Below are 25,527 nucleotides of genomic sequence, written 5' to 3' on the forward strand. Positions count from 1 at the left end.
ACAATCCGGGCCCAGACCCGGCCGGTCATATTATATCCCCTGGGGAAACAGATGTCGCGAACATTGATTGAAATCAGTAGTTGCAATGTGGATCTCGAGCTGCGGCCGATCGAGCCGTCCTGGATCATCGAAGGCAATCCGGTGTCACGCTCGCACATCCTGTCCACCAGCGCCGACGGCACCGCTTCGACCATCATCTGGGCCTGCACCGAAGGGCGTTTCAACTGGTACTACGATATCGACGAGACGATCATGATCATGGAAGGATCGATCGTGCTCGAAAGCGACGGCATGCCGCCGAAGCGCTACGGCCCGGGCGACGTCATTTTCTTCCGCGACGGCGCGCATGCCAAATGGCATGTCGAAGGCCACGTCAAGAAGATCGCCTTCTGCCGCAAGACCAATCCGGTGATGATCGGCTTCCTGATCCGCGTCGTCAACAGGCTCAAGCGGATGTTCGTCTCCGCCGGCGAGCGCCGCCCGGCCTCGCTGATGGGTGCCGGTTAGAGTTCAAACAGTTTCAAGGACGCTTCCCAGCGGCCACGACGGAAGAGGGGTCGGGATCAACATCCCGGCCCCTTTTCTCGTCACGACGGCAAACTTTTTTCAAGGCAGGTCGAGCCGGTAGAAATTGCTCGCGGTCTGGGAGAACAACGCCGTCTTCTCGGTCTCGCTCAAGGGCGCTGCGATGCGCTTGAAGGCGTTGAAGATCACCTGGTAGCTGCACTGGCCCTTGTCCGGCGGGAAATTGCTCTCGAACATCGCGCGCTGGGGTCCAAACGCCTCGATGCAGGTCTCGACGTAAGGCCGCCACGCCGCGGCGAGCTCCTCGGATGACGGCGGCCGCTCGCGCAAATGGAAGTCGTAGCCGAGCAGGCACATCGCGAGCCCGCCGAGCTTCACCACCACGTTCTCGCATCTGGCGATCTCCTGGATCGAGGCGCGCCATTGCGGAAACACCTCCTCGCGTCGCCCGGCAAAGCGGCCGATTCCGGCCGGGCCGCCGCAATGGTCGAGCACGATCCTGGTGTCGGGAAATGCTCGGGCGAGTTCAGTCAGCTCGCCGATCTGCGGATGGAACAGCCAGGCGTCGAAGCTCAGGTTGAGCCGCGCGAGACAGGCGAAGCCCTGGCGGAAGGTCGGGTCCTGCAACAATCCCTTCGGCCGGCTCGCATACATGCCGGCGACAGCAGAATCCTGGTCCCAGGCCGAGGAATGCCGGATGCCGCGGAAGCGACCGTTGCCCGCCGCGATCTCGGCCTCCAGCACCGGTTTTGCGGCATCGCCGAGCAGCAGATTGACGTGGCTGACGATGCCGGCGCAGATCGCGGCCTTGCCGTAACCGCCGCTGGCGCTCATCGCGGCGACGCCGTTGGCGAACTCGACCTCGCCGACAGGCCGGAACGCTTCGGGCCCGTGCGCACGATACATCGAGCGGCAGTCGACATAGACGGTCGCGGTGATGTTGTGGCCGGAGGCGATATCGGCCGCCATCTCCTCTATCAGATAGCGGTGCCCGCGATTCCAGAGATGGTGATGAGGATCGACGATCGGCCGCAAGGGATCGATGATCTCCTCCTGATGCAGCGCGAGCCAGTCCTCGCGCGGCTCGACGAATAGCCCGCTCGTATTGGCGGGCAGACCGCTTGCAGCCATCGGCGTTCGCTCCCTTTATGCATGCTTCTTGGGCTGGGAGCCTAGCACCTCGTCCTCGGACGCGGCAGCGCGCGTTGCGCAACCGCCCCCGTCATCGCGGGCACAGCGACGGCGTCGTCAACCTAGCGCCGCTTCGCCCTCACATCGACCACCAGCCGCCAATCGGTTGCGGCAACCGGCTTGACCTCGCCGAGCCAGTGGAAGAAATCCTCGGTGATCTCGGTAAAGCTCCAGCGCGTCAGGTCGCCGGCTTCGGTCGTGCCTTCCTGCACGATGTCGGCATCACGTGGACGGCCGACCTGCTGGCGGAATATGCAGCGGCCGGGATCGAACCACGAAATCCGCCAGGCATCGATGGTCGGATCGTAGACCCGCAGCGTCGTGCCGTACCAATTGCCGGCGATCGGCAAGGCCGGGCTGCCAGCCGGGCGCGGAATGATCCAGACGTCTTGCACGGCGCGGCCTTCCAACACCCAACCGAAATGGATCTCGCCGGGCGCGGTGTGTTTCGTTCCGTCGGGTCCATGGGCGGTGATCTCGGCGTCCCAATCGCCGACGAAGCGGCCGTAAAGCTGGAGCGCCGCCGCGTGCTCGGGGTTCGGTTCGTCCGCGTGCAATAGTCTCGCAAAGTCGGTCATGTCGATCTCCTGTTGCGAGGAGATCAGCACGACCGGCCGACACCGACTTGGAGAAAATTGCGTGTCAGACACCGTCGAGGATGATCACCGTCGGCTTCGACGGCAGCGCATCCCGGGACATCCGGAAACTTCGCTCCGTGCGCCGGTCGATCTCGAACTGCTGGCCGATCCGTTGCATGAAATCGTCGAGCGGGGTGGCGAAGCGGTGCATAGGCAGCACCACCGAGGCGCGCAGCCGCTTGGTGATCTCCGAGACACCGTCGAGCGACATGGTGTAGGTGCCGTCGATCGGCACCATCACGATGTCGAGCCGGCCGATCTGGGCAAAGTGGCTGTCGTCGAGCTTGTGGTGGAGATGGCCGAGATGGCCGATGCAGAGGCCCGCGACCTCGAAGATGAAGATCGAATTGCCGTCGCGGATCATGTCGGCGCCGGAATCGTCGCCGAAATAGCGGCGGATGTCGGTGGTGACGTTGCGGATGAAGGTGTCGCCTATGCGCTCCGAGACCAGCGCCGGCTTGCCGTCCTCGCCCCAGCCATGCAGCACACGAGGAATGCGCTTGTCCGGATATAAAGAGTAGTGCGTGCTGTGGGCCCGGTTCATGGTGACCACATCGGGCAGCCGGCCCACCTGGTAGGCGCCGCTATAGTCGGTGGCGATCCGCAAGCCGCCGGGCGTGTCGATGAAATAGGTGGAATGGCCGGCATAAGTGATCTGGACTTCAGCCGAGGCCGCGGCCTGCCGGAACGCGACCGGTGTCAGACGGGGTACCGCATTCGCCATCGCCAGGCATTCGCCGCGCTGGGGCTGCTGGGCGAGGGCAGGTGAGAGGAATGCGCCGAACAGCGCCAGAGCCGCCGAAACCAGTCGCCGCATGAATCCATCCCCGATGACTTCAGGGGAAAGTCTAGCGTGCAATGCAGCGCGTGGCCAACAGCGCACGATCAACAGCGCGTCAGTGTCGCACCCTCACGGCCGCCTTTTATGATTCACGCCTTGGGCTGAACTTCCAGGTGATGGCGACGAGGCTCGCAGTGATCAGGCCGCTGACGAGACCGGCGATAGGCAGCGCGAGCACCAGCGCGGCGCTGGCAGCCCAGCCGATCGAGGAGAACGCCTCGGCGAAGGTCGCAAGCCGCGACGAAGTCTGGCGGCGGCGGAATTGGCTGCGCCGGGCCTGCACCCGGAACCAGAGCTGGATCGCGGTCGCGGAGGCCGCGCTGACGATGACCGCACCTGCGCTGACCGCGGCCTGGAGCGGCGAGACGAAAGCGAGCGCCGCGATCAGCGGGCAGAAGATGACGGCGATCGCGATCAGCACCACCTCGATCTTGGCGCGGGTGACGCTGGACGGCGTCAGCGGCGCGGTCGCAACCAGGTCGGGCGCGTCCTCGCCCGAGATCGTCAGCCAGGCAAGCCCGCCGGCGAGTTGTCCCGCCGCCATGACGATGACGGGCGTGATCAGCGTCAGCGCCGCGGAGCGGTCGGCAAAACTGCGCCAGAGCAGCAGCGCCGGCGGCACCAGATAGAGCAGCTGCATCAGCGTCTGCGAGATCAGCCAGGGATCGCGCCAGAGCAACGAAAATTCCTTGCGCCGCAGGGCCTGCTGCCGCGATCCGCCGCGGAACGGGCGTCGGTTTGCGCGCTTGCTGCCGGATTTGCCATAAGCGGCGGCATCGATCGCCGTGTCTGCAAAGCGGCCCGAGAACGTCGCCATGACGCTGCCAAGCAGAACGAGGCCAAGCGCCAGAAGCAGCAGCAGTGCCTCGCTGTCGCCCATCGCAGCCCGTGCCGGCCACCACCAGATGCTGTCGGCATCGGGCGCGTAAGCGGCCAAGCTACCCGAGGTCAGGATGGTGAAGCGCGACAGCGTGCCGTAGGACATGATCGCCGCGACCTGGAGCGCGATCACGAAGCCGGCGCCGATGATCGCGGCGAGGATCTGGGCGACGAACCGTGTCCGCGCCGGGCCGATCAGGCGGAACAGCAGGATGGTGACGGCGATCGCGATCGCTGCGGCCGACAGGCCCATGGCGACGACGACGCCGAACGCCGCAAGCCAGCGCGCGCCGCCCCCGAACACCAGCACGTCGATGAAGGGCGTCGAGAACAGCAGCGCCATCACCGTGACGGTGAGCGCGATCGCGGCGATGCGCACCGAGAACAGATTGGCCAGCGTCGCGGGCGACGACATGATGAGGTCGAGATCGGCGCGTGCGTAAAACACCCGCGTCACCGATTCGATCGCCTGTGACAGCATCAGCGTCCAGGCGAGAAAAATCGTCGCCGAAATCACGATCAGCGAGGATTTGTCGAGCGGCAATTGCAGCTCGGCAAAGCGGCCGATCACTGCCCAGGCCGGCACGTGCAGCAGCGCCGCGAAGAACAGCAGGCCGATCACCGCGATACGCGTCCGTTTGCGCCGCCCGCCGGTCATCATGGCGAACCATTCGCGCCAGGCGAGCCGGAGCTCGTGGCGGGCGAACCAGGACAGCGCGGTCGCCGAGCTCATGCGGCTTCCTGGAGCGTCACCAGCGCGATGAAGAGATCTTCCAGGCTGGTATCGGCGTGCCCGTTTTGCTGGCGCAGCTCGGTCAGCGTTCCTTCGGCAACCAGGCGCCCGGCTGCGATCACGCCGATGCGGTCGGCCATGCGTTCGGCGACCTCGAGAATATGCGTGGTCATGATGACGGTGCAGCCGGCGCGGACGCGCTCGCTCAGGAGTCCCTTGACATGGCGGGCGGAGACGGCGTCCAGTCCCGTCAGCGGCTCGTCGAGGATGATGAGGCGGGGATCGTGCACCAGTGCGCCGGCGAGAGCGACCTTCTGGCGCATACCCTTGGAAAAACTCTCGCAGCGTTCGTGCCGGTGCGGCTCGAGCCCGAGCGAGTTCAGGAGCCCCGCGGCGATCGGTTCCGAGACCGATGGTGCGATGCCCCACAGACCGGCTACGAATTCGAGATATTCGAGCGGCGTGAGCTTGTCATAGATCATGGGCTCGTCGGAGACCCACGCCATCACCTGCTTGGCGGCGACGGGGTTTTGGAGCGCATCGATGCCGAAGATAGAGACCGCGCCGGCATCGGGGCGCAAAAGGCCTGCAACCATGCGCAAAGTGGTGGTCTTGCCGGCGCCATTGGGGCCGACCAGCGCATAGAATTCGCCGGCATGGATGGTGAGATCGAGGCTATCGACCGCCAGACGGTCAAAACGCTTCGTTAACCCCAGGACTTCGAGCGCCGAGTCGTCCGGCTTCATGGCGGTCACACCTTGCGGTTTTGCATCGCTCGCGACCATGCCCCGAAGATGTTTCGGCACCGTGAATCGCGCTGCCGCAAATTGCGTCATCCGGATTGGACTAATGGCAAGTCACCGTTTGTTGACAGCGCTTGGCGGTTCAGGCTGAATTGGCGAAGGGACGAATGGCGCGAACGCAGCGAAACGACTGCGTAGCGACTGAACACAAGATGCGGCAAGGCGGTCAGGAAGAACCGCCGGTTGTATCGGGAGGATGCGCGGCAATGCTGGATTTCGTTCAGCAGCTGGTCAGCGGTGTTGCGCTCGGCTGCGTCTACGGCCTGATCGCGCTCGGCTTCGTGCTCGTCTACAAGGCCACCGAGGTCGTCAATTTCGCCCAGGGCGATCTGATGATGCTGGGCGGCTTCTTTGCCTTCACCTTCATCGGCATGATGGGCTTGAACTACTGGATCGGCTTTGCCGGCGCGGTGGCGGCGATGGCGCTGTTCGGCATGCTGGCCGAGCGCGTGGTGGTGCGGCCGATCCTCGGCTATCCGCAGTTCTCCATCATCATGGCCACCATCGGGCTCGGCTATTTCCTGCGCTCGGTCTCCGGCATGATCTGGGGCACCGACGATTTCAAGATCGACACGCCGTTCAGCCAGGGCGTGCTGCGCATCGGCTCGCTGGTGCTCGCCTATGACAAGCTCTCGGTGATCGCGGCGACGGTCATCCTCTGCACGCTGCTCTGGCTGTTCTTCAACAAGACCACGCTCGGCACCGCGATGCGCGCCAGTTCCGAGAACATGCTGGCGGCCTATTACATGGGCATCCCGGTCAAGCGCGTGGTGTCGATCGTCTGGGCGATCAGCGCGGCGGTTGCGACCTGCGCCGGCGTGCTGCTGGCCCCGATCACCTTCATCCATTCCAATGTCGGGCTGGTGCTTGGCCTGAAAGCGTTTCCGGCCGCCGTGCTCGGCGGCTTCGGCTCGATCCCCGGCGCCGTCGTCGGCGGCGTCCTGATCGGCGTTATCGAGAGCATGGCCGGCTTCTATCTGGCCGAGGGCTGGAAGGACGTCGCGCCCTACATCGTGCTGCTCGCCGTGCTCTTGCTCAAGCCCGAAGGTCTGTTCGGCCTTCACGTCCGCAAGAAGGTCTGAACGCCATGCGCTTCCTGTTCAAGACCGACTATGAAGACGACATCAGGCTGTTTCCGCATTCGGGCTATTTCGTCTCATACGGTCTTCTGCTGGCCGTGCTGCTGATCGCGCCCTATGTGCTCTCCAGCTATCTGATGAGCCAGCTCGTCTTCGTCTGCATCTATGCGACCGTCGGCGTGGCGCTGCTGATCTTGACGGGCTTCACCGGGCAGGCCTCGCTCGGGCATGCGGCGTTTCTCGCGATCGGTGCGTATACGGCCGCCTATTTGCAGAAATATGGTGTGCCGTTCCCGGTCTACTTTCTCGCGGCCGGGCTCCTGACCGGGCTGATCGGTGCGCTGGTCGGCTTCCCCGCGCTGCGGCTGCAAGGCATCTATCTCGTCATCGCCACCATCTCCTTCGCCTTCATCGTCGAGGAGATTCTGGCGCGCTGGGAGAGCGTCACCAACGGCAACGAGGGCATGCGGATCAAGGCGGTGTCGCTGTTTGGCGTCGCAGTCTCGCGCGACAGCCCGACCTTCTATTTCCTCTGCCTGGCCGTGCTGGTGCTGACCATCGTCGGCACGCTCAATTTGCTGCGCTCGCCGACCGGGCGCGCCTTCGTCGCGATCCGCGACAGCGAGACCGCGGCGCGGAGCATGGGTGTCAATGTCGCGCTGTACAAGGTGAAGTCCTTTGCGATCTCGGCGGCGATCACCGGCTTCGCCGGCGTGTTGTTCGCGCACAAGCTCTCCTTCATCTCGCCGGAGATGTTCACGCTCCAGCTCTCGATCGAGTTCATCATCGTGATCCTGATCGGCGGCACCTTCAGCCTGCACGGCGCAGTGCTGGGGGCGATCTTCATCGTGATGATCGATCCGTTCCTGACCTACCTCAAGGACGACATGCCCGGCATCATCGCCGGCATTGCCGCCACCTTCGGAGCGGGTACGCAAGCTGCGGCCAATGTCCAGTCCAAGGTCGCGGCCTTCGCCTCGCTCAACGGCCTGAAAGGCGCGATCTACGGCATCATCATCGTATTGTTCGTGCTGTTCGAGCCGCTCGGACTTTACGGCCGCTGGCTCAAGATAAAACTCTTCTTCCAGCTGTTCCCGCTCTACAAGCGCGCCACCTTCAAGCGGCAGAAGATCTACGTGAAGTCGGAGCGCAACCGATGAGCTATTTTCGCGCGGAGAGTCTGTCGCTGCATTTCGGCGGGCTGAAGGCCGTCGATGCGGTGTCGTTCGCGGTCGAAAAGGGCGAGATACTCTCGATCATCGGGCCCAACGGTGCCGGCAAGAGCTCGATTTTCAACCTGATTTCGCGAATCTACCGGCCGACCTCGGGTCGCATCTTCTTCGAGAACCAGGACATCACGGAGCAGCCGCCCCATGACATTGCAAGGCTCGGCATCGCCCGCACTTTCCAGAACATCGAGCTGTTCGAGAATGCGACCGTGCTGTCGAACCTGTTGGTCGGCCGCCACCGGCATTCGACCACGCAGCTTTGGCAGGAGCTGTTGTTCCTGCCAAGCGTACGCGCCGACGAGAAGGTGCATCGCCGCAGGGTCGAGCAGGTCATCGAATTCCTCGATCTCGAGCCCTACCGCGACAAGCTGATCTCGGGTCTGCCTTACGGCGTGCGCAAGGTGATCGAGCTGGCGCGCGCGCTGTGCTCGGAGCCGAAGCTGATCCTGCTCGACGAACCGTCCTCCGGCCTCAACGTCGAGGAAACGAGCGACATGTCGTTCTGGATCCGCGACCTCAAGAACGAGCTCGGCGTCACCGTGCTCATGGTCGAGCACGACATGTCCCTGGTCAACCGCGTCTCCGACCGCGTCATCGCGCTGAACTACGGCCGGGTGCTGGCGATGGGCTCGCCCGCCGAAGTGCAGCAGCACCCCGATGTCGTCGCCGCGTATCTGGGAGCCTGACGCGATGGATGCCGCGGTCACGCCGGATATCATCTTGAAACTCTCCAATATCGAGAGCTATTACGGGCCGATCATGGCGATCCGCGGCATCTCGCTCGAAGTGCCGCGCGGTCGCATCGTCACGCTGCTGGGCGCCAACGGCGCCGGCAAGACCACGGTGCTGAAGACGATCTCGGGCATTCTCGATCCGCAGAAGGGCGCCATCGAATTCATGGGCAAGCCGATCCAGCGCATGGAGGCGGACAGGATCGTGCGGCTGGGCCTCAGTCACGTGCCGGAGGGACGCGAGGTGTTCCCGTTCCTCTCGGTGCGCGAGAACCTGATGATGGGCGCCTATCCGCGCAAGGATCGTGACGGCGTCGCGGAAGACCTGGAGCGCGTCTACGGCTATTTCCCGCGGCTGAAGGAGCGCATCAACCAGCCGGCCGGACAGCTTTCCGGCGGCGAGCAGCAGATGCTCGCGATCGGCCGCGCGCTGATGAACCGGCCGACGCTGTTGCTGCTCGACGAGCCCTCGCTCGGGCTGTCGCCGCTGCTGGTGAAGGAGATCTTCACCATCATCCGCCGCGTCAACGAGGAGCAGGGCATGTCGATCCTGCTGGTCGAGCAGAACGCCAAGGTGGCGCTGGAGACGGCGCACTATGGTTATGTGCTGGAGATCGGCCGGATCGTGATGAACGACACCTGCGACCGCTTGATGCATTCCCAGGACATCCAGGAATTCTACCTTGGCGCCAAGGAAGCGGGCGCACGAGGCGAGCGGCGCTGGAAAAAGAAGAAGACTTGGCGTTAGAGAAAGACTTGGCGTTAGAAGATTTGTCGTTAGAGGAAGCCTTAAATACCAGAGCCCATCCGCCAATATAGACCGCCGGCAAGGCAGGCAGCGGAGGGGAACGCGACAAGGAGGAGACGTGCATGGCCCGACCGGCGGTGCTGACGGTCGCTGACACGATCGCGAAAAGCTTTTTGCGCGCCGCGGAGACGCGGGGCGACAGGCCGGCTATACGCGAGAAGAAATTCGGGATCTGGCAGCCGACCAGCTGGCGCGAATGGCTGGAGATCTCGAAGGAGATCGCCTACGCGCTGCACGCCATCGACTTCAGGCCCGGCGACGTCGCTTCCATCATCGCCAACGCCGTGCCGGAATGGGTCCATGCCGACATGGGCATTCTGTGCGCCGGCGGCGTCTCCTCCGGCATCTATCCGACCGATGCCTCATCCCAGGTCGAATATCTCGTCAACGATTCCCGGACCAAAGTGATCTTCGCCGAGGACGAGGAGCAGCTCGACAAGGTCCTGGCCTGCCGCGCACGCTGCCCGTCTCTGCGAAGGATCATCGTGTTCGACATGGAGGGCCTCAGCGGCTTCTCCGACGACATGGTGATGTCGCTCGACGAGTTCCGCGCGCTCGGGCGCAACCACATGGCCGGTCGCGAGCCGCTGTGGCAGGAGATGGTCGACAGTCGCAGCGCGAGCGATCTCGCGGTCCTCGTCTATACATCCGGCACCACGGGTCCGCCCAAGGGCGCCATGCACGCCAACCGCAGCGTCACGCACCAGATGCGGCACGCCAACGATTTCATTCCGGCGCGCGAGAACGAGGACCGGCTGATCTTCCTGCCGCTCTGCCACGTCGCCGAGCGGATCGGCGGCTATTACATCTCGGTCGCGCTCGGCTCGGTGATGAATTTTGCCGAGAGTCCGGAGACCGTGCCGGACAATCTGCGCGAGGTGCAGCCGACCATCTTCCTCGCGGTGCCGCGCATCTGGGAGAAATTCTATTCCGCCATCACCATCGCGCTGAAGGATGCGACGCCGTTCCAGCAATGGGTCTACCGCCGCGCCATCGACATTGGCTATCGCATGGTCGATTGCAGGATCGAAGGGAAGCCGCCGCCGCTGTTGTTGCGCATCGCCAACGGCATCGCTTACCGGCTCGCCTTCCGCAACATCCGCCGCATGATCGGGCTCGACCGTTGCCGCGTCGCCTTCACCGGCGCGGCGCCGATCGCACCGGAGCTGATCCGCTGGTATCTCGCGCTCGGCATCGACATCCACGAGCTCTACGGCCAGACCGAGAATTGCGGGGTCGCCACCATGATGCCGGCGGAGCGGATCAAGCTCGGCTCGGTCGGCAAGGCGGTGTCGTGGGGTGAAGTGGCGCTGTCGCCCGACGGGGAGATCCTGATCCGGGGCGACTTCCTGTTCATGGGCTATCTGAACCAGCCGGAGAGGACAGCCGAGACCATCGACCATCGCGGCTGGCTGCATACCGGCGACGTCGGCACCATCGACAATGAGGGCTTCGTCCGCATCACCGACCGGATGAAGGACATCATCATCACCTCCGGCGGCAAGAACATCACGCCGTCCGAGATCGAGAATCAGCTGAAATTCTCGCCCTACATCTCGGATTCCGTGGTGATCGGCGACAAGCGGCCATACCTCACCTGCCTCGTGATGATCGACCAGGAGAATGTCGAGAAATTCGCGCAGGACCACGACATCCCCTTCACCAATTATGCCAGCCTGTGCCGCGCGACGGAGATCCAGGACCTGATCTGGCGGGAGATCGAAGGGGTCAATGCCAATTTCGCCCGGGTCGAGACCATCAAGAGATTCTATCTGATCGAACGCCAGCTCACGCCGGAGGACGAGGAGCTGACGCCGACCATGAAGCTGAAGCGCGGCTTCGTGAACAAGCGTTATGCCGCCGAAATCGACGCCATGTATCCGGCGCGGGCGGTGGCTTGAACAATCTCGTCTGCAAAACAGCGAAGGAGTGATGGCCCCCACCCTTCGAAATCATACGGGCCCCCAAGGAGAGGAGACGTCAATGTCGAGATCGTCGAGAGCGTTCGGCTTTGCGGTAGGCGCGGTGGTGCTCAGCTGTCTGCCCGCCGTCGCGCAAACCAAGGTCACCAATGAAGGCATTTCGGCCTCCGAGATCGTCATCGGCACCCATCAGGATCTGTCGGGGCCGATCAAGGTCTGGGGCGTGCCGGTCTCCAACGGCATGAAAATGGCGGTCGAGGAAATCAACGCGGCCGGTGGTATCAATGGCCGCAAGATCAGGATGATCCTCGAGGATAACGGCTACGATCCGAAGAAGGGCGTGCTGGCGTCCCAGAAGATGGTCGAGCGCGACAAGATCTTCGTCATGATCGGCTCGATGGGATCGGCGCCGACGCTCGCCGCGCAGGACATCCTGTTCGATGCCGGCGTGCTCCAGCTCTTCCCGCTGACCGCCGCCGAGTTCACCTTCAAGTTCGACCCGGCCAAGCCGCAGGAGCGGCTGAAGTTCAACAACCTCCTGCCCTATGTCGAGAGCACGCGCGCCGCGCTGAAATACATGGTGGAGTGGAAGAATTTCCAGAAGCCCTGCATCATGCACCAGGATGACGAGTACGGAAAGAACGTGCTCGACGGCTTCACCCAGCAATTGACGGCCATGAAGCTGCAGCCGGCGTCGGTGACGAGCTACAAGCGCGGCGCCTCCGATTTCAGCGCGCAGATCGCCAAGATGAAGTCCGACGGCTGCGATCTCGTCGTGCTCGGCACCGTGATCCGCGAGACCATCGGCGCGATGTCCGAGGCGAAGAAGCTCGGCTGGGACGTCACCTTCCTGGGGGCGACGCCGACCAACGTGCTGGAAGTGCCGGGGCTCGGCAAGGACGCCGTCGAGGGCCTCTATGCCGCGAGCGGCTTTGAGATCCCCTACGAGGACACCGCCAAGGGCAAGGTCCACGACTGGCTCATCAACTACAAGAAGATGTTCAACACCGACGCCAACACGCAGGCGATCATCGGCTACAACGCGGTGACGACGTTTGCGTTCTACGCCAACAAGGCGGGCAAGGATCTGACCGGCCAGAAGATGCTCGACGCGCTGGAATCGGGCGACAAGTTCCTCGACATCTTCAACTCGCCGCCGACCAAGTTCTCCAAGACCGACCACCTCGCCAACACCATCACCCAGGTGCAGCAGGTCAAGGGCGGCCGCTGGGTTCTGGTGAAGGACAATCTGATGTTTTGATCGCTTGTTGCCCGCGCGCTGCACCCTCTCCCCTTGTGGGAGAGGGTGGCTTCGCGTGAGCGAAGCCGGGTGAGGGGTTCTCTCCGGGCGTGAAGCTCTCTCGATAGAACTCGCGGAAACAACCCCTCATCCGGCGCCATAGCCGATGCGACGCATCGGCGTCTTCAAGAACGGCGGCTGAAGGCCGCCTATGCCACCTTCTCCCACAAGGGGAGAAGGAAGAAAGCGCGACACACCGAGATAGAATCTACGATCCGCCACCCGCGGTGCCTGAGTTCACCGGGGCCAGCTCGTCTTCCCGGCAGCGCCAGCCATCGGCGGCTTTCACAAACGCAAAAGTGCGCTGGATCCGCAGGCGGCGTGTGACATTGAAGGCGTCTGCGGAGCGCTCCTTGCTGCCGACGCCGGGCTGTGGACGACCCGTTCTGGCGTCCCAGCAGGTGCCCGTGCAGGTGATGGCGATCTTGCTGCAGGTGGCGAAGGGCGCCAGCACGGCCATCTCGATCTCGCCCGTGACCTGCGCCTCCCGCTCGGCCACCTGGCTGTCGAGCGCGTAGACGCGGTTGATGCGGAGGAAGTTGCCGCAGGAATTGGCCGCGTGGATTCGCGCGGCACAGAAGTCGACGGCATCGGTGTCGGGCGAACGGGCTGCGACCTGCCGGCCGAACACCTTCTTCGGATCGCCCTTCGCCGCGCCAATCTCGTCGGCCTTGTGCTTCAGATAGCCGGCGAGACAGTCTTCCGCGGACTCGAGCTCCCCGAGCGGCACGTTCTCCTTGCCGACCAGATTGCATTTGCGATCGCGCTCCCGCGTCCACCGGCCATATTCGGCGAACGCAAAGCGTGCCGCGGTCGGATCGAGCTTGCCGATCAGGCCGAGGACCTGGCTGTTCAACTCGGTCTCCGCAAGTGCCAGCGACGGGTCCGCACAGATCAAGGCGCCCGCGGCGGTGTTGGCCGCGAGACAGTCGAAATCCGGATCGCGCACGATCGCGGCGCGCTCCTCCGTCACCTTGAGAAGGCATGCCTTCACCCGGTCGAAATCGTCGGTGCGGATCGCGGTCTGGCCGACGATGCCGCAACCGAGGTTGCGCTGGCGAATCCAGATCGCGTTCTCCTCGATTCCAGGCAGACGATCGGGCAGGCGAGCAAGCCGCGCCTCGATTCCCGTGCTCAGCTTCTCGGCGGCGGCGGCAAGCTCGGCATCACCGCAGAACAATTGATTGCCGGGATCGCGGATCTGCTGGCAGTTGTTCCCGGCGAACAGCGGCAGCCTGTCGGCGACGGGGCGGTCGGGCGGGCTGGATTGCGCGAAGCCTGGAGCCGCCGGCAAGGCCAGCAGCGCAAGCACAGTCAGCACGATGAACCGCATTCCAGTCGCCCCCGGATAGCCGCGGCCATGCTAGCGTCCCGGATCGCGCGGCGAAATGGCTTTGTGATGGGCGGTTGGGCTGCGAGCCCGGTCCTATCAACGCGCCTCGGCGGCGACCATCGAGAACCGCACGGGTTCGTCGACATATTTCAGCACGGCCGACTGGTAGAGCACGAACAGCGGCTGGTAGCTCCGTGCAGCGTCGTCCCCGACCATTGCCATGCGGCGGTTGTCGAGCATCAGCCAGTGGCCGTCGAGCCGTGCAGCGGCAACCGCATGCTCTTCGCCGGCGCGGGTGTCGCGCACCACGACGATGCGGAGATCTTCGGTGGCAACGCCCGCGAGCCGCAGGGCGGCGAGCTTGGCAATGGCATAGTCCTCGCAATCCCCGGCGCCGCGCGCGAAGGTCGCGAGCGGGGAGCTCCAGACGTCCTCAGGACCGTCATTGGCGGCACGGATAGCGAGGTTGATGGCGCGATTGGTTTCACCCAGCAGAGCGCGGCCGTCACGGCTGCGGGCCAGGTCGACGATGGCGAGCAGTTTCAGGGCCGCGGGCGAAGCGCAATTGTCCCGGTCGCCGTCGCACAGTGCGAGCTGCACCATGTCATCGTCGAGCCTGGACTTCAGCGCGAGCCATTTCTGTTGCAGGCCGCCGGCGGAGATGGCGAAGGCGAACACGCCGAACGGCTCGGCGGATTTGCGCACGAGGATGCCGGCTCCCGGCGACAGCAGCGTGCCAGCGCGAAGCTCGGCGGCCGATCCGAGCAGGATCAATCCGCACAGCACAAGGATTGCGCGCCAAGCGCGCGAGCGAGCAGCGGTCTCCATCTGACGTCCCCTTCCGGCTTCGCCAGGTCCCCCTCGACCTGTACGTGCCGGGCTTTGTTGCTTTCGCGGAGATAGTGCGCGGCGGGCCGTTTTGTTCTGCTTAACGCGCTCGGCTGGGGTCCCAAGATCGCGGAACAGGCTGAAACCGGCCTGCCCAAATTGCGTAAAATTTTACGAATCGGGGACTAGATGGGGCTGCCTGCCGCGAAATGGAACCAATTGCAGGTACTGGTTGTGCCGCCGCCGATTCCGCGCCCTATGGCTAACGACCCGCTATTTCACGGGTTCTGTTAGTTGGGTCACAGATTTGGCCCCGTATTTGCCGCAGGATGCTGCGGGGCACTACGAAGGAAAGATGACACAAGTATTCGATGCCCATTTGTGCGGCCGAATACCTAGGGGTACCGAAAATGGGCTCGGATAAGCAGAAATATACTTATAGATGTTTGCAGAGATACACTGCTTCCTCTAGGGGAGCGGCGCCGGGCAGGGGCGCCGACCGCTTGGTGATGCGAAATCACACAAGCAATAGATGGTTTCGCTAAGGACTTGGTAATGATATGCAAGTTTAGGCGATTGATACTTACCTAAATTTTAACCCTTTTTTTGGTGCCCGGTTGAATTACGCTGGCAAATTTGACGCCGCGATTTCCTTGGACGGCTTGGGTTCCCGCTCGCCCGCCGATGGCCATGTCGATTCCTTTACGGCCAAAGCGCACGGGCACGTACCCGAAGGCGCGTTCGTTGTTCCCGATCCGAACCTGATCTTCAACGGCGAGTACAAGCGCGCAGGCAGCGATCTCGTGCTGTCCCACGACGGCCACGAGTTTGTCGTTCACGATTATTTCAGGGGCGACAAGCGCGCGGCGCTCTCGTCGCCGGATGGCGCGCACCTTACCGGCGACATCGTCAACGCGCTGACGGGGCACGTCCAATATGCACAGGCCGCACCCGGCATTGCCGCCGCGCAGGTCATCGGCCACGTCACCAAGCTCTCCGGCAGCGCGACAGCGGTCCGCAACGGCGTCTCCGTCATCCTGAACAACGGCGACAACGTCGAGAAGGGCGACGTGGTCTCGACCGGTGGCGACTCGACGCTCGGCATCACCTTCATCGACGGCACGGTGTTCGGCCTGTCCTCCAATGCGCGGATGGTGCTGAACGAGATGGTCTACGACCCCAACGGGTCGAACAATTCCTCGCTGCTCAGCCTGGTTGCGGGCACCATCACCTTCGTCGCCGGCGAGACCGCCAAGCATGGCGACATGAAGATCGACACGCCGGTCGCCACCATGGGCATCCGCGGAACGGCGGTGCTGAGCCAGATCCATTTCGTCGTTCCCGCCGGTGGCGGCGATCCGCAGCCGGAGGCGAGCTTCCAGGTGCTGGTCGAGCCGAACGGCACGACCGGTTCCTACATCCTGTTCGACAAGGTGACGCTGCTGCCGATCGCGACGGTCAACCAGGCCGGTCAGATGATCCAGATCAGCGGCGGCAACGTCTCGATCTCCAATGCGCTGATGTCGCCGGACATCCAGAAGCTGATCACGGACGTGTTCACACTGAAGTTCACGGACAACAACAGCAACACCAAGCTGACCACGAACTTCACCGACTCGATCACGCAGACCAGCTACGATATCTTGCTCAAGGCGCCAACCGGCCCCATCGCGATTGCGACCTTCGTGAACCTCAATCCGCAGGGCTCGCAGGGGCCCGGCACACCCACGTCGACCAGCAACCGTATTCCCGGCCCGCCCGACGCGCGCACCCTCGATCTCAACGGCAATGTGACGTCGGAATTCGCGCTGACCGAGCGCGCGGACACGACCGGCGACACGACGCATTCCGACACGATCTCCGGCCTGATCACCTTCTTCGACCAGAACCTGGGTGACCGGCCGACGGTGAGCGTGAGCCTCGGCGATGCGCCCAACTACGTCTACAAGGACGCCGGACTGCACGATGTGACCGGATCGCTCACCGCGCTCCAGAAGCAGGACATCGCGGCGACGCTGATCAACATCGACGTGGTCGCCAAGGGCGGCAACACCAACACTGGCTCGGCGGTCTGGACCTACACGATCCCCGACCACGTCTTCGACTTCCTCGCGGCCGGCGAAACGCTGACGCTGACCTACACGGTCCGCATCAACAACAATTTCACGGTGAGCCCGGAAACCGCCACCAGAACGATCACCATCACGATCACCGGCACCAACGACAAGCCGGTCATCACCACCAGCGTGCCGGTCATCACCTTCGAAGGCGGCACCAGCGTGCCGGGCGGCCCGCTCACCAGTGAAGTGCCGACGACGGGCACGCTGAACTTCGACGACGTCGATCTCACCGACAAGCATACGGTGTCGGTTGCGCTGACCAGCGCGACCCTGCCGGATGGCACCGTTCCGCCCGGCCCGCTCGCGGCGTTCCAGAGCGCGATGTCCGTCGCGATCGCGGCGGGTTCCGACAGCACCGGGGACGGCACCGGCACCATCAACTGGTCGCTGGCCGAGCTGCCGGTCTACCTCGCCGACTTCATTCCGAAGGGCGAGGTGCTGACGCTGGTCTACACCGTGACGCTCAAGGATTCGCAAGGCGCCACCTCGCAGCAGACCATCACCGTGACGATCACCGGCACCGACGCTCCCGCCGTGGTGTGGATCGCGACCGACCATGCCGGCGCACCCTCCGGCGGCTTCTGGAAGGACGCGGCGAACTGGGAAACCGGCACCGTCCCGACCATCAATGACGACGTCATCGTCATCACCGATCAGCTGCATGGCCTGACGCCGTCCTATCCGGTGACGATCGACGTAGCGGCCTACGCCAAGTCGTTGGCTCTGGACGACTACGACACGGCGCCGGGCCACAAGACGCCGGAGGTGATCAACAAGAGCACGTTGACCATCGGGGGCAAGCTCACCCTGAATGCCGACGCGAAGTTCACCAATACGCTCGGAAGCCACGTCATCGTCGGCGGGGCGATCGATGTCGAGACGATCACCCGAACATCCGGCGTGGTCGTCACCAACACCAGCACGATCACGAATGCAGGCACGCTCACCCTGGCTGCAGGCGGCACGATCGATACTCTGACCGCCATTGCCAATTCCGGCACGATCGACCTGTCCGGCGGCACGCTGGTGCTGAAGAGCGATGTTGCCAATACCGGCGGTACGGTCCGGGCCGATGCCGGCGCGACACTGATCGTCGACGGCACGACGATCGACGGCGGCACCGTCGCCATTCTGGGCACGCTGGAACTCGACGGCACCAGCCTGATCGAGAACGGCACGCTGAACAATTCAGGAGCGGTCAACGTCAAGGGCACGGTCGAGCTCGGCCATCAGACCGTCTCCAACGCCTCCAGCGGCACGATCAAGGTGCTGGCGAACGGCTGGCTGACCATCGATCAGGGCTCCGGCGTCACCAACACCGGCAACGTCACGGTCGATGCCACCGGCAAGCTGACGGTGAACGGGGCCACGATCAGCGGTGTCGGCACCGTCACCGACAACGGCGAGATCGACCTGAACGGCAATGCCGTGCTGAGTGGCGGCGTGCTGAAGAACAACGCGATCTTCAAGGTCAGCGGCACCGGCAACGCACTCAGCAACGAAACGATCACCAACGCCAGCACCATCGAGGTGCTCGCGAACGGCGCGCTGACCATCGACCAAGGCTCGACGGTCGACAATTCGAGCGGCAGCATCGTCGTTGACGACGGTGCGGCACTGACGCTTGATGGCGCGACGATCAGCGGTGGCGCCGTCAACAATTACAGCCTGCTGGGCGGCACGATCGATGTCACCGGCGACAGCAGGATCGACGGCAACGCGACGCTGACCAAGGGCGCAGTCACGGTCGAGAGTGACGTTACCCTGACGCTGGACGACGCGACTGTTGCGGGAGCCACGATTACCAATCACGGCACCGTCAAGGTCGATGTCAGCAAAAAGCTCACGTTGAGCGATGCGAACCTGAAGGGCGGCACGCTCACGATTTCCGGCACGCTGGAATCGATCGGCACGAGCGCCATCGACGATGCCGACATCACCAATACCGGCACGATCACCGTTACCAGCGGCACGCTGACGATCGATCCCGCCATTCTCCACACCATTACCAATCACAATCTGATTCAGGCGAACGGTGGCGTGCTCGACGTCTCCGGCGAGGATATCTCCAACACCGCGGCTCTCAAGGCGGTCAACTATGGCACGCTGAAGCTGACGAATCTGACTGTGAGCAACAGCAGCATCGGGTCGATCACCGTCGACGGCACCTCGAAGCTCTATCTGACCGACGTCTCGATCAACGGCGGCAGCCTGAGCAATGCCGGCAATCTCTACAGCGTCGGCTTCGACACGGTTATAGGCGGTGTCACCAATATTGGTACCATCCAAGTCCAGAGCGGCACGCTCAACCTCGCTGGCGGCCTCAGCGGTATCGGCTCGGTGATCATCGACAACGGCGCGACGCTGGAGCTCGCGGGGGCGACGGCGCAGACCGTGACCTTCGCCGGCGGCACCGATACGCTTCAGCTCGACAAGGTCGGCGGCCAGGGCTTTACCGGCACCATCGCGGGCCAGTCGACGAAAGCCGGCACGTTCACGATCAAAGGCACGGCCGACATCACCAGCGCGAGCGGCGATGCGCTCGACTTCACCGCGTCGGGCGGCACGCTGGCCACGCCAGCAGACATTGTCCTCACGCCCATCGGCGTACTGACCGGCGCGGCCAACGGCATCGTCGTCACCCAGAACGGCGCCGGCGATATCTCGCTGACCGCGACCGGTGACATCAAGGGTCTTGCCGGCAACGGTATCACGCTGCGCGACAGCGCGACCGGCTCCGGCGATATCACGGTCAACAACCTCACCGGCAAGGCGACCGGCACCGGTGCTAATTCGGTCGGTGTCCTCGTCGAGAATCTGAACGGCGCCAATAACGGTGATATCTCGATCACCCAGCTCGGCGGCGCCGTGGGCGGCGATTACGGCATCGATGCGCACACCGAGGGCAGTGGCGACATCACCATTGACGCCGGCGGAGCCATCACAGGTAGCTCGATCTACGGAATCCGGTCGCGCAGCTACGGCGTCGGCGACCAGACGGTCACGACCGAGGTCGGCAGCGTCGTCACCTCGGGCAGCTCCGGCATCGTCGCCGTCAACCGGGCGACTTCCCTCGGAGCGCCATCCGACAGCACCATCACCATCAATGCCTACGGCACGATCAATTCCGGCAGCATTCCGAACCTAGGCGGCAACCCGCCAGCAGGCATCGAGGTCGGCTACACCGGCGCCACGAATGGCACCAACGCCAATACCGGCGTCAACGGCGCGGTTGTCGTCAATAACCATGCCAACATCACCGCCGCGGCCGGCTATGGCATTCACGCCTACAATTACGGCAATGGCGACGTCACGGTGAACGACGGCGTCGACACCACTGTCATCGGTGCCGAGATGGGCATCCTCGCCCAGGCACTGAGCGGCGGCACCGGTAACGTCAGCGTCGTGCTGGGTGCCAACGCAACGGTGACGGGCACGTCCAGCTACGGCATTCTCGCCTACAGCATCGACGCGGGCGATATCAGCGTCACCCTGGCGAACTGCGACAGTATCAATTCGGGCAGTTCGGGCATCGTGGCCGTCAACTACGCGACTGCTATCGCAGCCGGCCTGGGCAGCACGATTTCCGTCGAAGCGCACGGCACGATCCATTCGGGCTCGACCCTGAACAGCGATGGTACCACGCCGGGCGCAATCATCGCCGGCTACAAGCCGGGTGGCACCGGCCTCTTCTCGAACGCAGTCGCGGGCGACGTCACTGTCACGAGCGATGCGACGATCCTCGCCGACGCGGGCTACGGCATCGACGCGTTCACCTGGGGTGCCGGCAACCTCACTGTCACGACCGGCGCGGCGTCCTCGATCACCGCGACCGCAGGCACCGCGATCGGCTCCTTTGATCACGGCGGCGGCGACGTCAACGTCACCAACAATGGCTCCGCCTCCGGCACGGTCGGCCTGGCCGCCATCGCCACCGGCGACGGCGACATCACCATCGTCAATCACGGCAATATCACCAGCACGAGCCTGGCCGGCATCAGCGTCACCCAGAACGAAGCGGGTGCGACCGGCTCGACCCATATCACCAATACCGGATCGATCGTGGCTCCGACCGGCCATACCGCGATCTTCATCCAGGAGAACACGACCGGATCGGCGACGATCGACAATTCCGTTACCGGCACGATCGGGCCCGCAGTTGCCTCCACGGTGACGTCCACGACCTACGCCATCGTCGAGACCGGCGGCGCCATCACGATCAACAATGCCGGCCACATCAACGGCAATGTCTCGGTCGCCACCGCGACGTTCAACAACCAGTCGGGCGGCACCTGGACCGTTTCCGGCAGCAGCGTGTTCGGCAATCTGTCCTCGATCGGCAATGCCGGCGAGATCGATCTTCTCAACGGCGCCTCGATCTCCGGCTCCGGCCTGAGCATCGCCAATTCCCACGACATCGAAAGCTGGGGCACGGCGTCGATCTCCGGCACCATCACCAACACCGGCAGCATCGAGGTCCACACCGGGACGCTGACGCTGTTCGGCTCGCTGTCCGGCGCAGGCTCGGTCAAGATCGAGGCCAATGCGACCCTCGAGGTCAACGCCACGGTGTCGCAGACCATCACCTTCGACGGCGGCGGTGCCGAGCTCCAGATCGACACCACGAGTTTTGGCGGGTCGATCGCCGGCTTCGCCGCGACCGACAAGCTCGACCTGTCGACCATCACGTACGATAGCGGGACAACGGCGGCCTACAACGCTTCGACCGGCAATCTCGTCGTGAGCGACACCCATGGGCATACGGTCACGCTGCACCTCCTCGGCAACTACAGCGACGTCCGCTTCGTCACCAGCAGCGACGGCAACGGCGGTACGAACGTCGAGTTGATTCCGACCGATCACTGGACCGACGCGACAGGCGGCACCTGGAATGACGCGACGAACTGGAGCCTGGGCGTGCCCGGGGCCAATTACGACGTCAAGCTCGACGCGCCCGGAACCTATACCGTCGACAGCACGACCAGCGTCACGATCGAAGATCTCACTGTTGCCTCGGGTGTGACGCTGAAGACCGAGCCCGGCACCGTGTTCACGGTGAACGGCGACGTCGTCGACAATGGTCTGATCGAGGCTGGCCCGTTCTCCGGAAACCACGTTTCGAACATCGACATCAAGGGCGACGTCAGCGGCACCGGGGCGATCGAGATTTCCAACAAGGCCGTCGTCGAGATCGAGGGTTCTGTTTCGGGGACGCTGGTCAACGGATCGTTCTCGGGAATCGTCGTCTACTACGATAACGGGCTTGGCACACTGATCCTGGACCACTCCAGCGATTTCCACGGGCTCATCTCGGGTTCGCCGGCCGGGGCTCCGCTCTCGTCCGGCAATGAGATCGACATGAAGGACCTCGCCTGGACGTCCTCGATGTCGGCGCAGGCACAGTACAATCAGACCACCAACATCACGACCGTCGACTTCTACAACGGCGCGACCACCATCACCCTGTCGTTCCTCGGAAGGGACCTGAATTGGCACCTTCAGAGCGACGGCCATGGCGGCACCACCGTCTATGATCCGCTTGCCGATTCACCAATGACGATCGAGACCGGTTCGGTGCTGAACCTCGGCGAGGCTTCCGCACAGAGCGTGACCTTTGCCAACGGGACCGGGACCACCGGCACCTTCGCGATCGACCACGCCGCCGACTTCACCGGCGTCATCAACGGCTTTGCCGGCGACGGTACCGTCGCCAATTCGGATCTCCTCGACCTCAAGGACATCAGCTTCTCGGGTCTGACCGGGGTGACCTACACTGAAAATGCCGACCATCTAGGCGGCGTGCTGACGCTGAGCGACGGGACCGACACCGCGATCCTCAAGTTTGCCGGGAGCTACACCATCGACAGCTTCCAATTCGCCAGCGACGGCAACGGCGGCACGCTGGTCGTCGATCCGCCCACGGGACCAACCCTCGTCGGGACCGACGGGCAGGACCAGTTCACCTTCACGAACTCGACGCTTCCGGTTCAGAGCACGATCCTCGACTTCGAGCTGGGCCAGGATAGGATCGACCTGCAGAAGTTTGCCAGCATCCAGTCCTTCAGCGATCTCGGCATCACGCAACAGGGAGCCGACACGCTGGTCACGCTCGACGATCATCAGTCGATCCGGGTGAAGAATCTCGTGGCGAGCAGCCTGCACGCCAGCGATTTCATCGTCGCGAACCATGCCTGACGGCCATTCCTCCGGTTCGGCTACGGCGCCTCGTCCGCGGCGGATTCCGGTATCAAAGACTTAGCTGATTGCGTATTGTCGCCCGAACATCGGACGAAGGCGGGCTGCGGGAAATTCGGGCGATATGAAACGTCTAAAAATCCTCCGGCGGTGGTTTGCGCGGAAGTTCGGGTTTGCGCGGTTGATGTGCCTGGCGCTGCTGGTGGTGTTTGCCGGCGCGCGGCTGTGGGATCCGCCGCCGATCCAGGAACTGCGGCTGCGCACCTTCGACATGTTCCAGTTGATCGATCCGCGCCACAAGACGGCGCGGCCGGTCACCATCGTTGACATCGACGACAAGAGCCTCGCCAGGCTCGGCCAGTGGCCGTGGCCGCGGACGCGGATCGCCGACCTGATCCAGAACCTCACCAGCAACGGCGCGGTGGCGATCGGCTTCGACGTCGTGTTCTCGGAAGCCGACCGGCTCAATCCGGATCTGGTCGCAAACCAGATGCGCTATCTGGACGACGCCACCCGAGCCAAGCTGCGCGAGCTGCCGAGCAACGACCAGATCCTCTCCGAAGCGATCAAGCGCTCGCGCGTGATATTGGGCGAGACGGGGCAGCGGGCGATTTCGTCCGAGGTCGACAAGACGCTGCCCTTCACCGGCGTCGCGACGGTCGGGGAGGAGGGTGCCGAACGCTTCCTGTTCGAATTCCCTGGCCTCTTGCGCAACGTGCCCGTCATCGAGAAGGTCGCGGCCGGCCGCGGCCTTTTCTCGATCAGGACCGAGCGCGACGGCCTGATCCGGCGCGTACCGATGATCATGCGCGCCCAGGGCATGGTCATGCCCTCGCTCAGCCTCGAGATTTTGCGCGTCGTCACGGGCACGCCGACGCTGCTGGTCCGGACCGACAAGACCGGCGTGCGGGCCGTGCGTCTCAAGGGCGTGGAGATCCCAACCGACAGGAACGGTCAGCTGTGGGTGCACTACGCCCGCCAGGATCCCTCGATCTACGTCTCTGCCGCCGACGTGCTCGATAACATCGTGCCGCCGGACAAGATCGCCGGCAAGCTCGTGCTGGTTGGCACCTCCGCGGTCGGACTGAACGACATCAAGACCACGCCGGTGTCCTCGACCATGCCGGGTGTCGAGATCCATGCGCAGGTGCTGGAGAGCGTGTTGAGCGGAGCCGTGATCTCCCAGCCCAACTATGCGCTCGGCGTCGAGCTGCTCGCCGCGCTCGTCATCGGCTTGCTCGTCATCATCTTCACGCCGAACCTCGGACCGGTTCGCCTCGTGCTTGCCGGCGCGACCTTCGCCGCGATCCTGATCGGTGTGTCCTGGTTCTTCTATGCGCAGCACCGCTATCTCATCGACTTCACTTATCCGCTGCTCTCGACCACGGCGATCTATTTGACGCTGATCTTTGCCAGCTTCGTGCGCGAGCAGCGGCAGCGCGTGCAGATCCGCGGCATGTTCGCGCAATACATGTCGCCGGTTCTGGTCGAGCAGCTCGCGCAGTCGCCGGAAAAGCTCGTCCTCGGCGGCGAGGAGCGCGAGATGACGATCATGTTCTCCGACGTGCGCGGCTTCACCACCATATCGGAAACCTACAAGCACGATCCGCAGGGCCTGATCGCGCTGATGAACCGTTTTCTGACCCCGCTGACCGACGTGATCATCGATCAGAAGGGCTATATCGACAAATATATGGGCGACGCCATCATGGCGTTCTGGAACGCGCCGCTCGACGACGCCGAGCACGAGGTCAACGCCTGCGAGGCCGCGATCCAGATGCTGGAGAGAATCGACGCGGTCAACAAGGAGCGCGAGCAGGAAGCCGCCGATGGCGGCCACGTCTACATCCCGCTCAATGTTGGTATCGGTCTCAACACCGGCATCGGCGTGGTCGGCAACATGGGCTCCGACCTGAAGAAGAACTATTCGGTGCTCGGCGACAGCGTGAACCTGGCCTCGCGCCTCGAAGGCCAGTCGAAGGAATATGGTTTTCCCATCATCGTCGGCTCGAAGACCGCGCTCGCCGCCAAGGACAAGTTCGCGATTCTCGAGCTCGACTTCATCATGGTCAAGGGCAAGACCGAGCCGGAAGTGATCTACGCCATCGCCGGCCGCGCGGACGTGATGCATTCGGGCGCCTTCCAGCGCCTGCGCAACGTCACCATCGAGATGCTCGGCTGCTACCGCGGCCGCGACTGGCAGGGCGCGCTGGACGCGATCGAACGCGGCCGCAGGAGCGAGGATGCCGACACGCTGGAAAAGCTGTTCAAGCTCTATGAAGTGCGCATCAAGGAATTCCAGGTCGATCCGCCGGCCGAGGGCTGGACCGGGGCGTATGCGCTGCTGACGAAGTAGGGGGGCGCGAGCAGCT

At 63.7% G+C, this 25,527-nt stretch carries 16 protein-coding genes; 9 read left to right on the forward strand and 7 right to left on the reverse strand.

From position 1 onward, the window contains the following. The first annotated feature begins 51 nt into the window (after positions 1–51). Positions 52–507, forward strand: a complete 456-nt coding sequence (locus tag JQ591_RS02100) for a cupin domain-containing protein (protein ID WP_211394399.1) — start codon at positions 52–54, stop codon at positions 505–507. A 99-nt stretch (positions 508–606) separates the two neighbouring features. Here the strand turns inward: JQ591_RS02100 and JQ591_RS02105 are convergent, their stop codons facing one another. The 5 genes from JQ591_RS02105 to JQ591_RS02125 all read right to left on the reverse strand — a co-directional run bounded on the left by JQ591_RS02105 (position 607) and on the right by JQ591_RS02125 (position 5,553). Then, on the reverse strand, positions 607–1,656 hold the full coding sequence (locus tag JQ591_RS02105) for an amidohydrolase family protein (RefSeq protein WP_211394400.1): 1,050 nt from the start codon (positions 1,654–1,656) through the stop codon (positions 607–609). 122 nt (positions 1,657–1,778) lie between these two features. After that, positions 1,779–2,294, reverse strand: a complete 516-nt coding sequence (locus JQ591_RS02110; RefSeq protein ID WP_211394401.1) for a hypothetical protein — start codon at positions 2,292–2,294, stop codon at positions 1,779–1,781. 64 nt (positions 2,295–2,358) lie between these two features. Further along, positions 2,359–3,171, reverse strand: coding sequence for an MBL fold metallo-hydrolase (locus JQ591_RS02115; protein WP_211394402.1), 813 nt, complete (start codon positions 3,169–3,171; stop codon positions 2,359–2,361). A gap of 106 nt (positions 3,172–3,277) precedes the next feature. Next, positions 3,278–4,807, reverse strand: coding sequence for a permease (locus tag JQ591_RS02120; RefSeq protein WP_211394403.1), 1,530 nt, complete (start codon positions 4,805–4,807; stop codon positions 3,278–3,280). Beyond that, positions 4,804–5,553: an ABC transporter ATP-binding protein gene (locus JQ591_RS02125; RefSeq protein WP_211394404.1), complete on the reverse strand. Its 750-nt coding sequence runs from the start codon at positions 5,551–5,553 to the stop codon at positions 4,804–4,806. The genes JQ591_RS02120 and JQ591_RS02125 overlap by 4 nt, the downstream gene beginning before the upstream one ends. A gap of 263 nt (positions 5,554–5,816) precedes the next feature. Here JQ591_RS02125 and JQ591_RS02130 point away from each other — a divergent pair, with 263 nt between their 5' ends. The 6 genes from JQ591_RS02130 to JQ591_RS02155 all read left to right on the forward strand — a co-directional run bounded on the left by JQ591_RS02130 (position 5,817) and on the right by JQ591_RS02155 (position 12,640). Then, positions 5,817–6,692: a branched-chain amino acid ABC transporter permease gene (locus JQ591_RS02130; RefSeq protein ID WP_211394405.1), complete on the forward strand. Its 876-nt coding sequence runs from the start codon at positions 5,817–5,819 to the stop codon at positions 6,690–6,692. Positions 6,693–6,697: 5 nt separating this feature from the next. Next, a complete protein-coding gene (locus JQ591_RS02135; RefSeq protein WP_211394406.1) occupies positions 6,698–7,849 on the forward strand; it encodes a branched-chain amino acid ABC transporter permease in 1,152 nt (383 codons plus the stop codon). Beyond that, a complete protein-coding gene (locus JQ591_RS02140; protein ID WP_211394407.1) occupies positions 7,846–8,604 on the forward strand; it encodes an ABC transporter ATP-binding protein in 759 nt (252 codons plus the stop codon). The genes JQ591_RS02135 and JQ591_RS02140 overlap by 4 nt, the downstream gene beginning before the upstream one ends. A 4-nt stretch (positions 8,605–8,608) precedes the next feature. After that, positions 8,609–9,397, forward strand: a complete 789-nt coding sequence (locus JQ591_RS02145) for an ABC transporter ATP-binding protein (protein WP_211394797.1) — start codon at positions 8,609–8,611, stop codon at positions 9,395–9,397. A gap of 122 nt (positions 9,398–9,519) precedes the next feature. Further along, positions 9,520–11,358, forward strand: coding sequence for an AMP-dependent synthetase/ligase (locus JQ591_RS02150; protein ID WP_211394408.1), 1,839 nt, complete (start codon positions 9,520–9,522; stop codon positions 11,356–11,358). 82 nt (positions 11,359–11,440) lie between these two features. After that, the gene (locus JQ591_RS02155) at positions 11,441–12,640 is read left to right on the forward strand and encodes an ABC transporter substrate-binding protein (protein WP_211394409.1); all 1,200 of its coding nucleotides are present in this window, start codon (positions 11,441–11,443) and stop codon (positions 12,638–12,640) included. 247 nt (positions 12,641–12,887) lie between these two features. On the opposite strand, the gene JQ591_RS02160 is transcribed toward JQ591_RS02155, so the two are convergent. Then, positions 12,888–14,012 (reverse strand): lysozyme inhibitor LprI family protein, encoded by a 1,125-nt coding sequence (locus tag JQ591_RS02160; RefSeq protein ID WP_211394410.1) that lies wholly within the window; start codon positions 14,010–14,012, stop codon positions 12,888–12,890. A 96-nt stretch (positions 14,013–14,108) separates the two neighbouring features. Further along, on the reverse strand, positions 14,109–14,840 hold the full coding sequence (locus JQ591_RS02165; protein ID WP_211394411.1) for a transglutaminase-like cysteine peptidase: 732 nt from the start codon (positions 14,838–14,840) through the stop codon (positions 14,109–14,111). A 617-nt stretch (positions 14,841–15,457) separates the two neighbouring features. Here JQ591_RS02165 and JQ591_RS02170 point away from each other — a divergent pair. Both JQ591_RS02170 and JQ591_RS02175 read left to right on the forward strand, forming a co-directional pair. Beyond that, positions 15,458–23,155 carry a FecR domain-containing protein gene (locus JQ591_RS02170; RefSeq protein ID WP_211394412.1) on the forward strand — a complete coding sequence of 2,566 codons (7,698 nt, stop codon included), beginning with the start codon at positions 15,458–15,460 and terminating at the stop codon, positions 23,153–23,155. Between the two features lie 124 nt (positions 23,156–23,279). Beyond that, entirely contained in the window at positions 23,280–25,511 is a 2,232-nt protein-coding gene (locus JQ591_RS02175; protein WP_211394413.1) for a CHASE2 domain-containing protein, read from the forward strand. Positions 25,512–25,527 lie beyond the last annotated feature (16 nt).

Origin of the sequence: Bradyrhizobium canariense (genome assembly GCF_018130465.1) — a bacterium.
Taxonomy (GTDB): domain Bacteria; phylum Pseudomonadota; class Alphaproteobacteria; order Rhizobiales; family Xanthobacteraceae; genus Bradyrhizobium; species Bradyrhizobium canariense_C.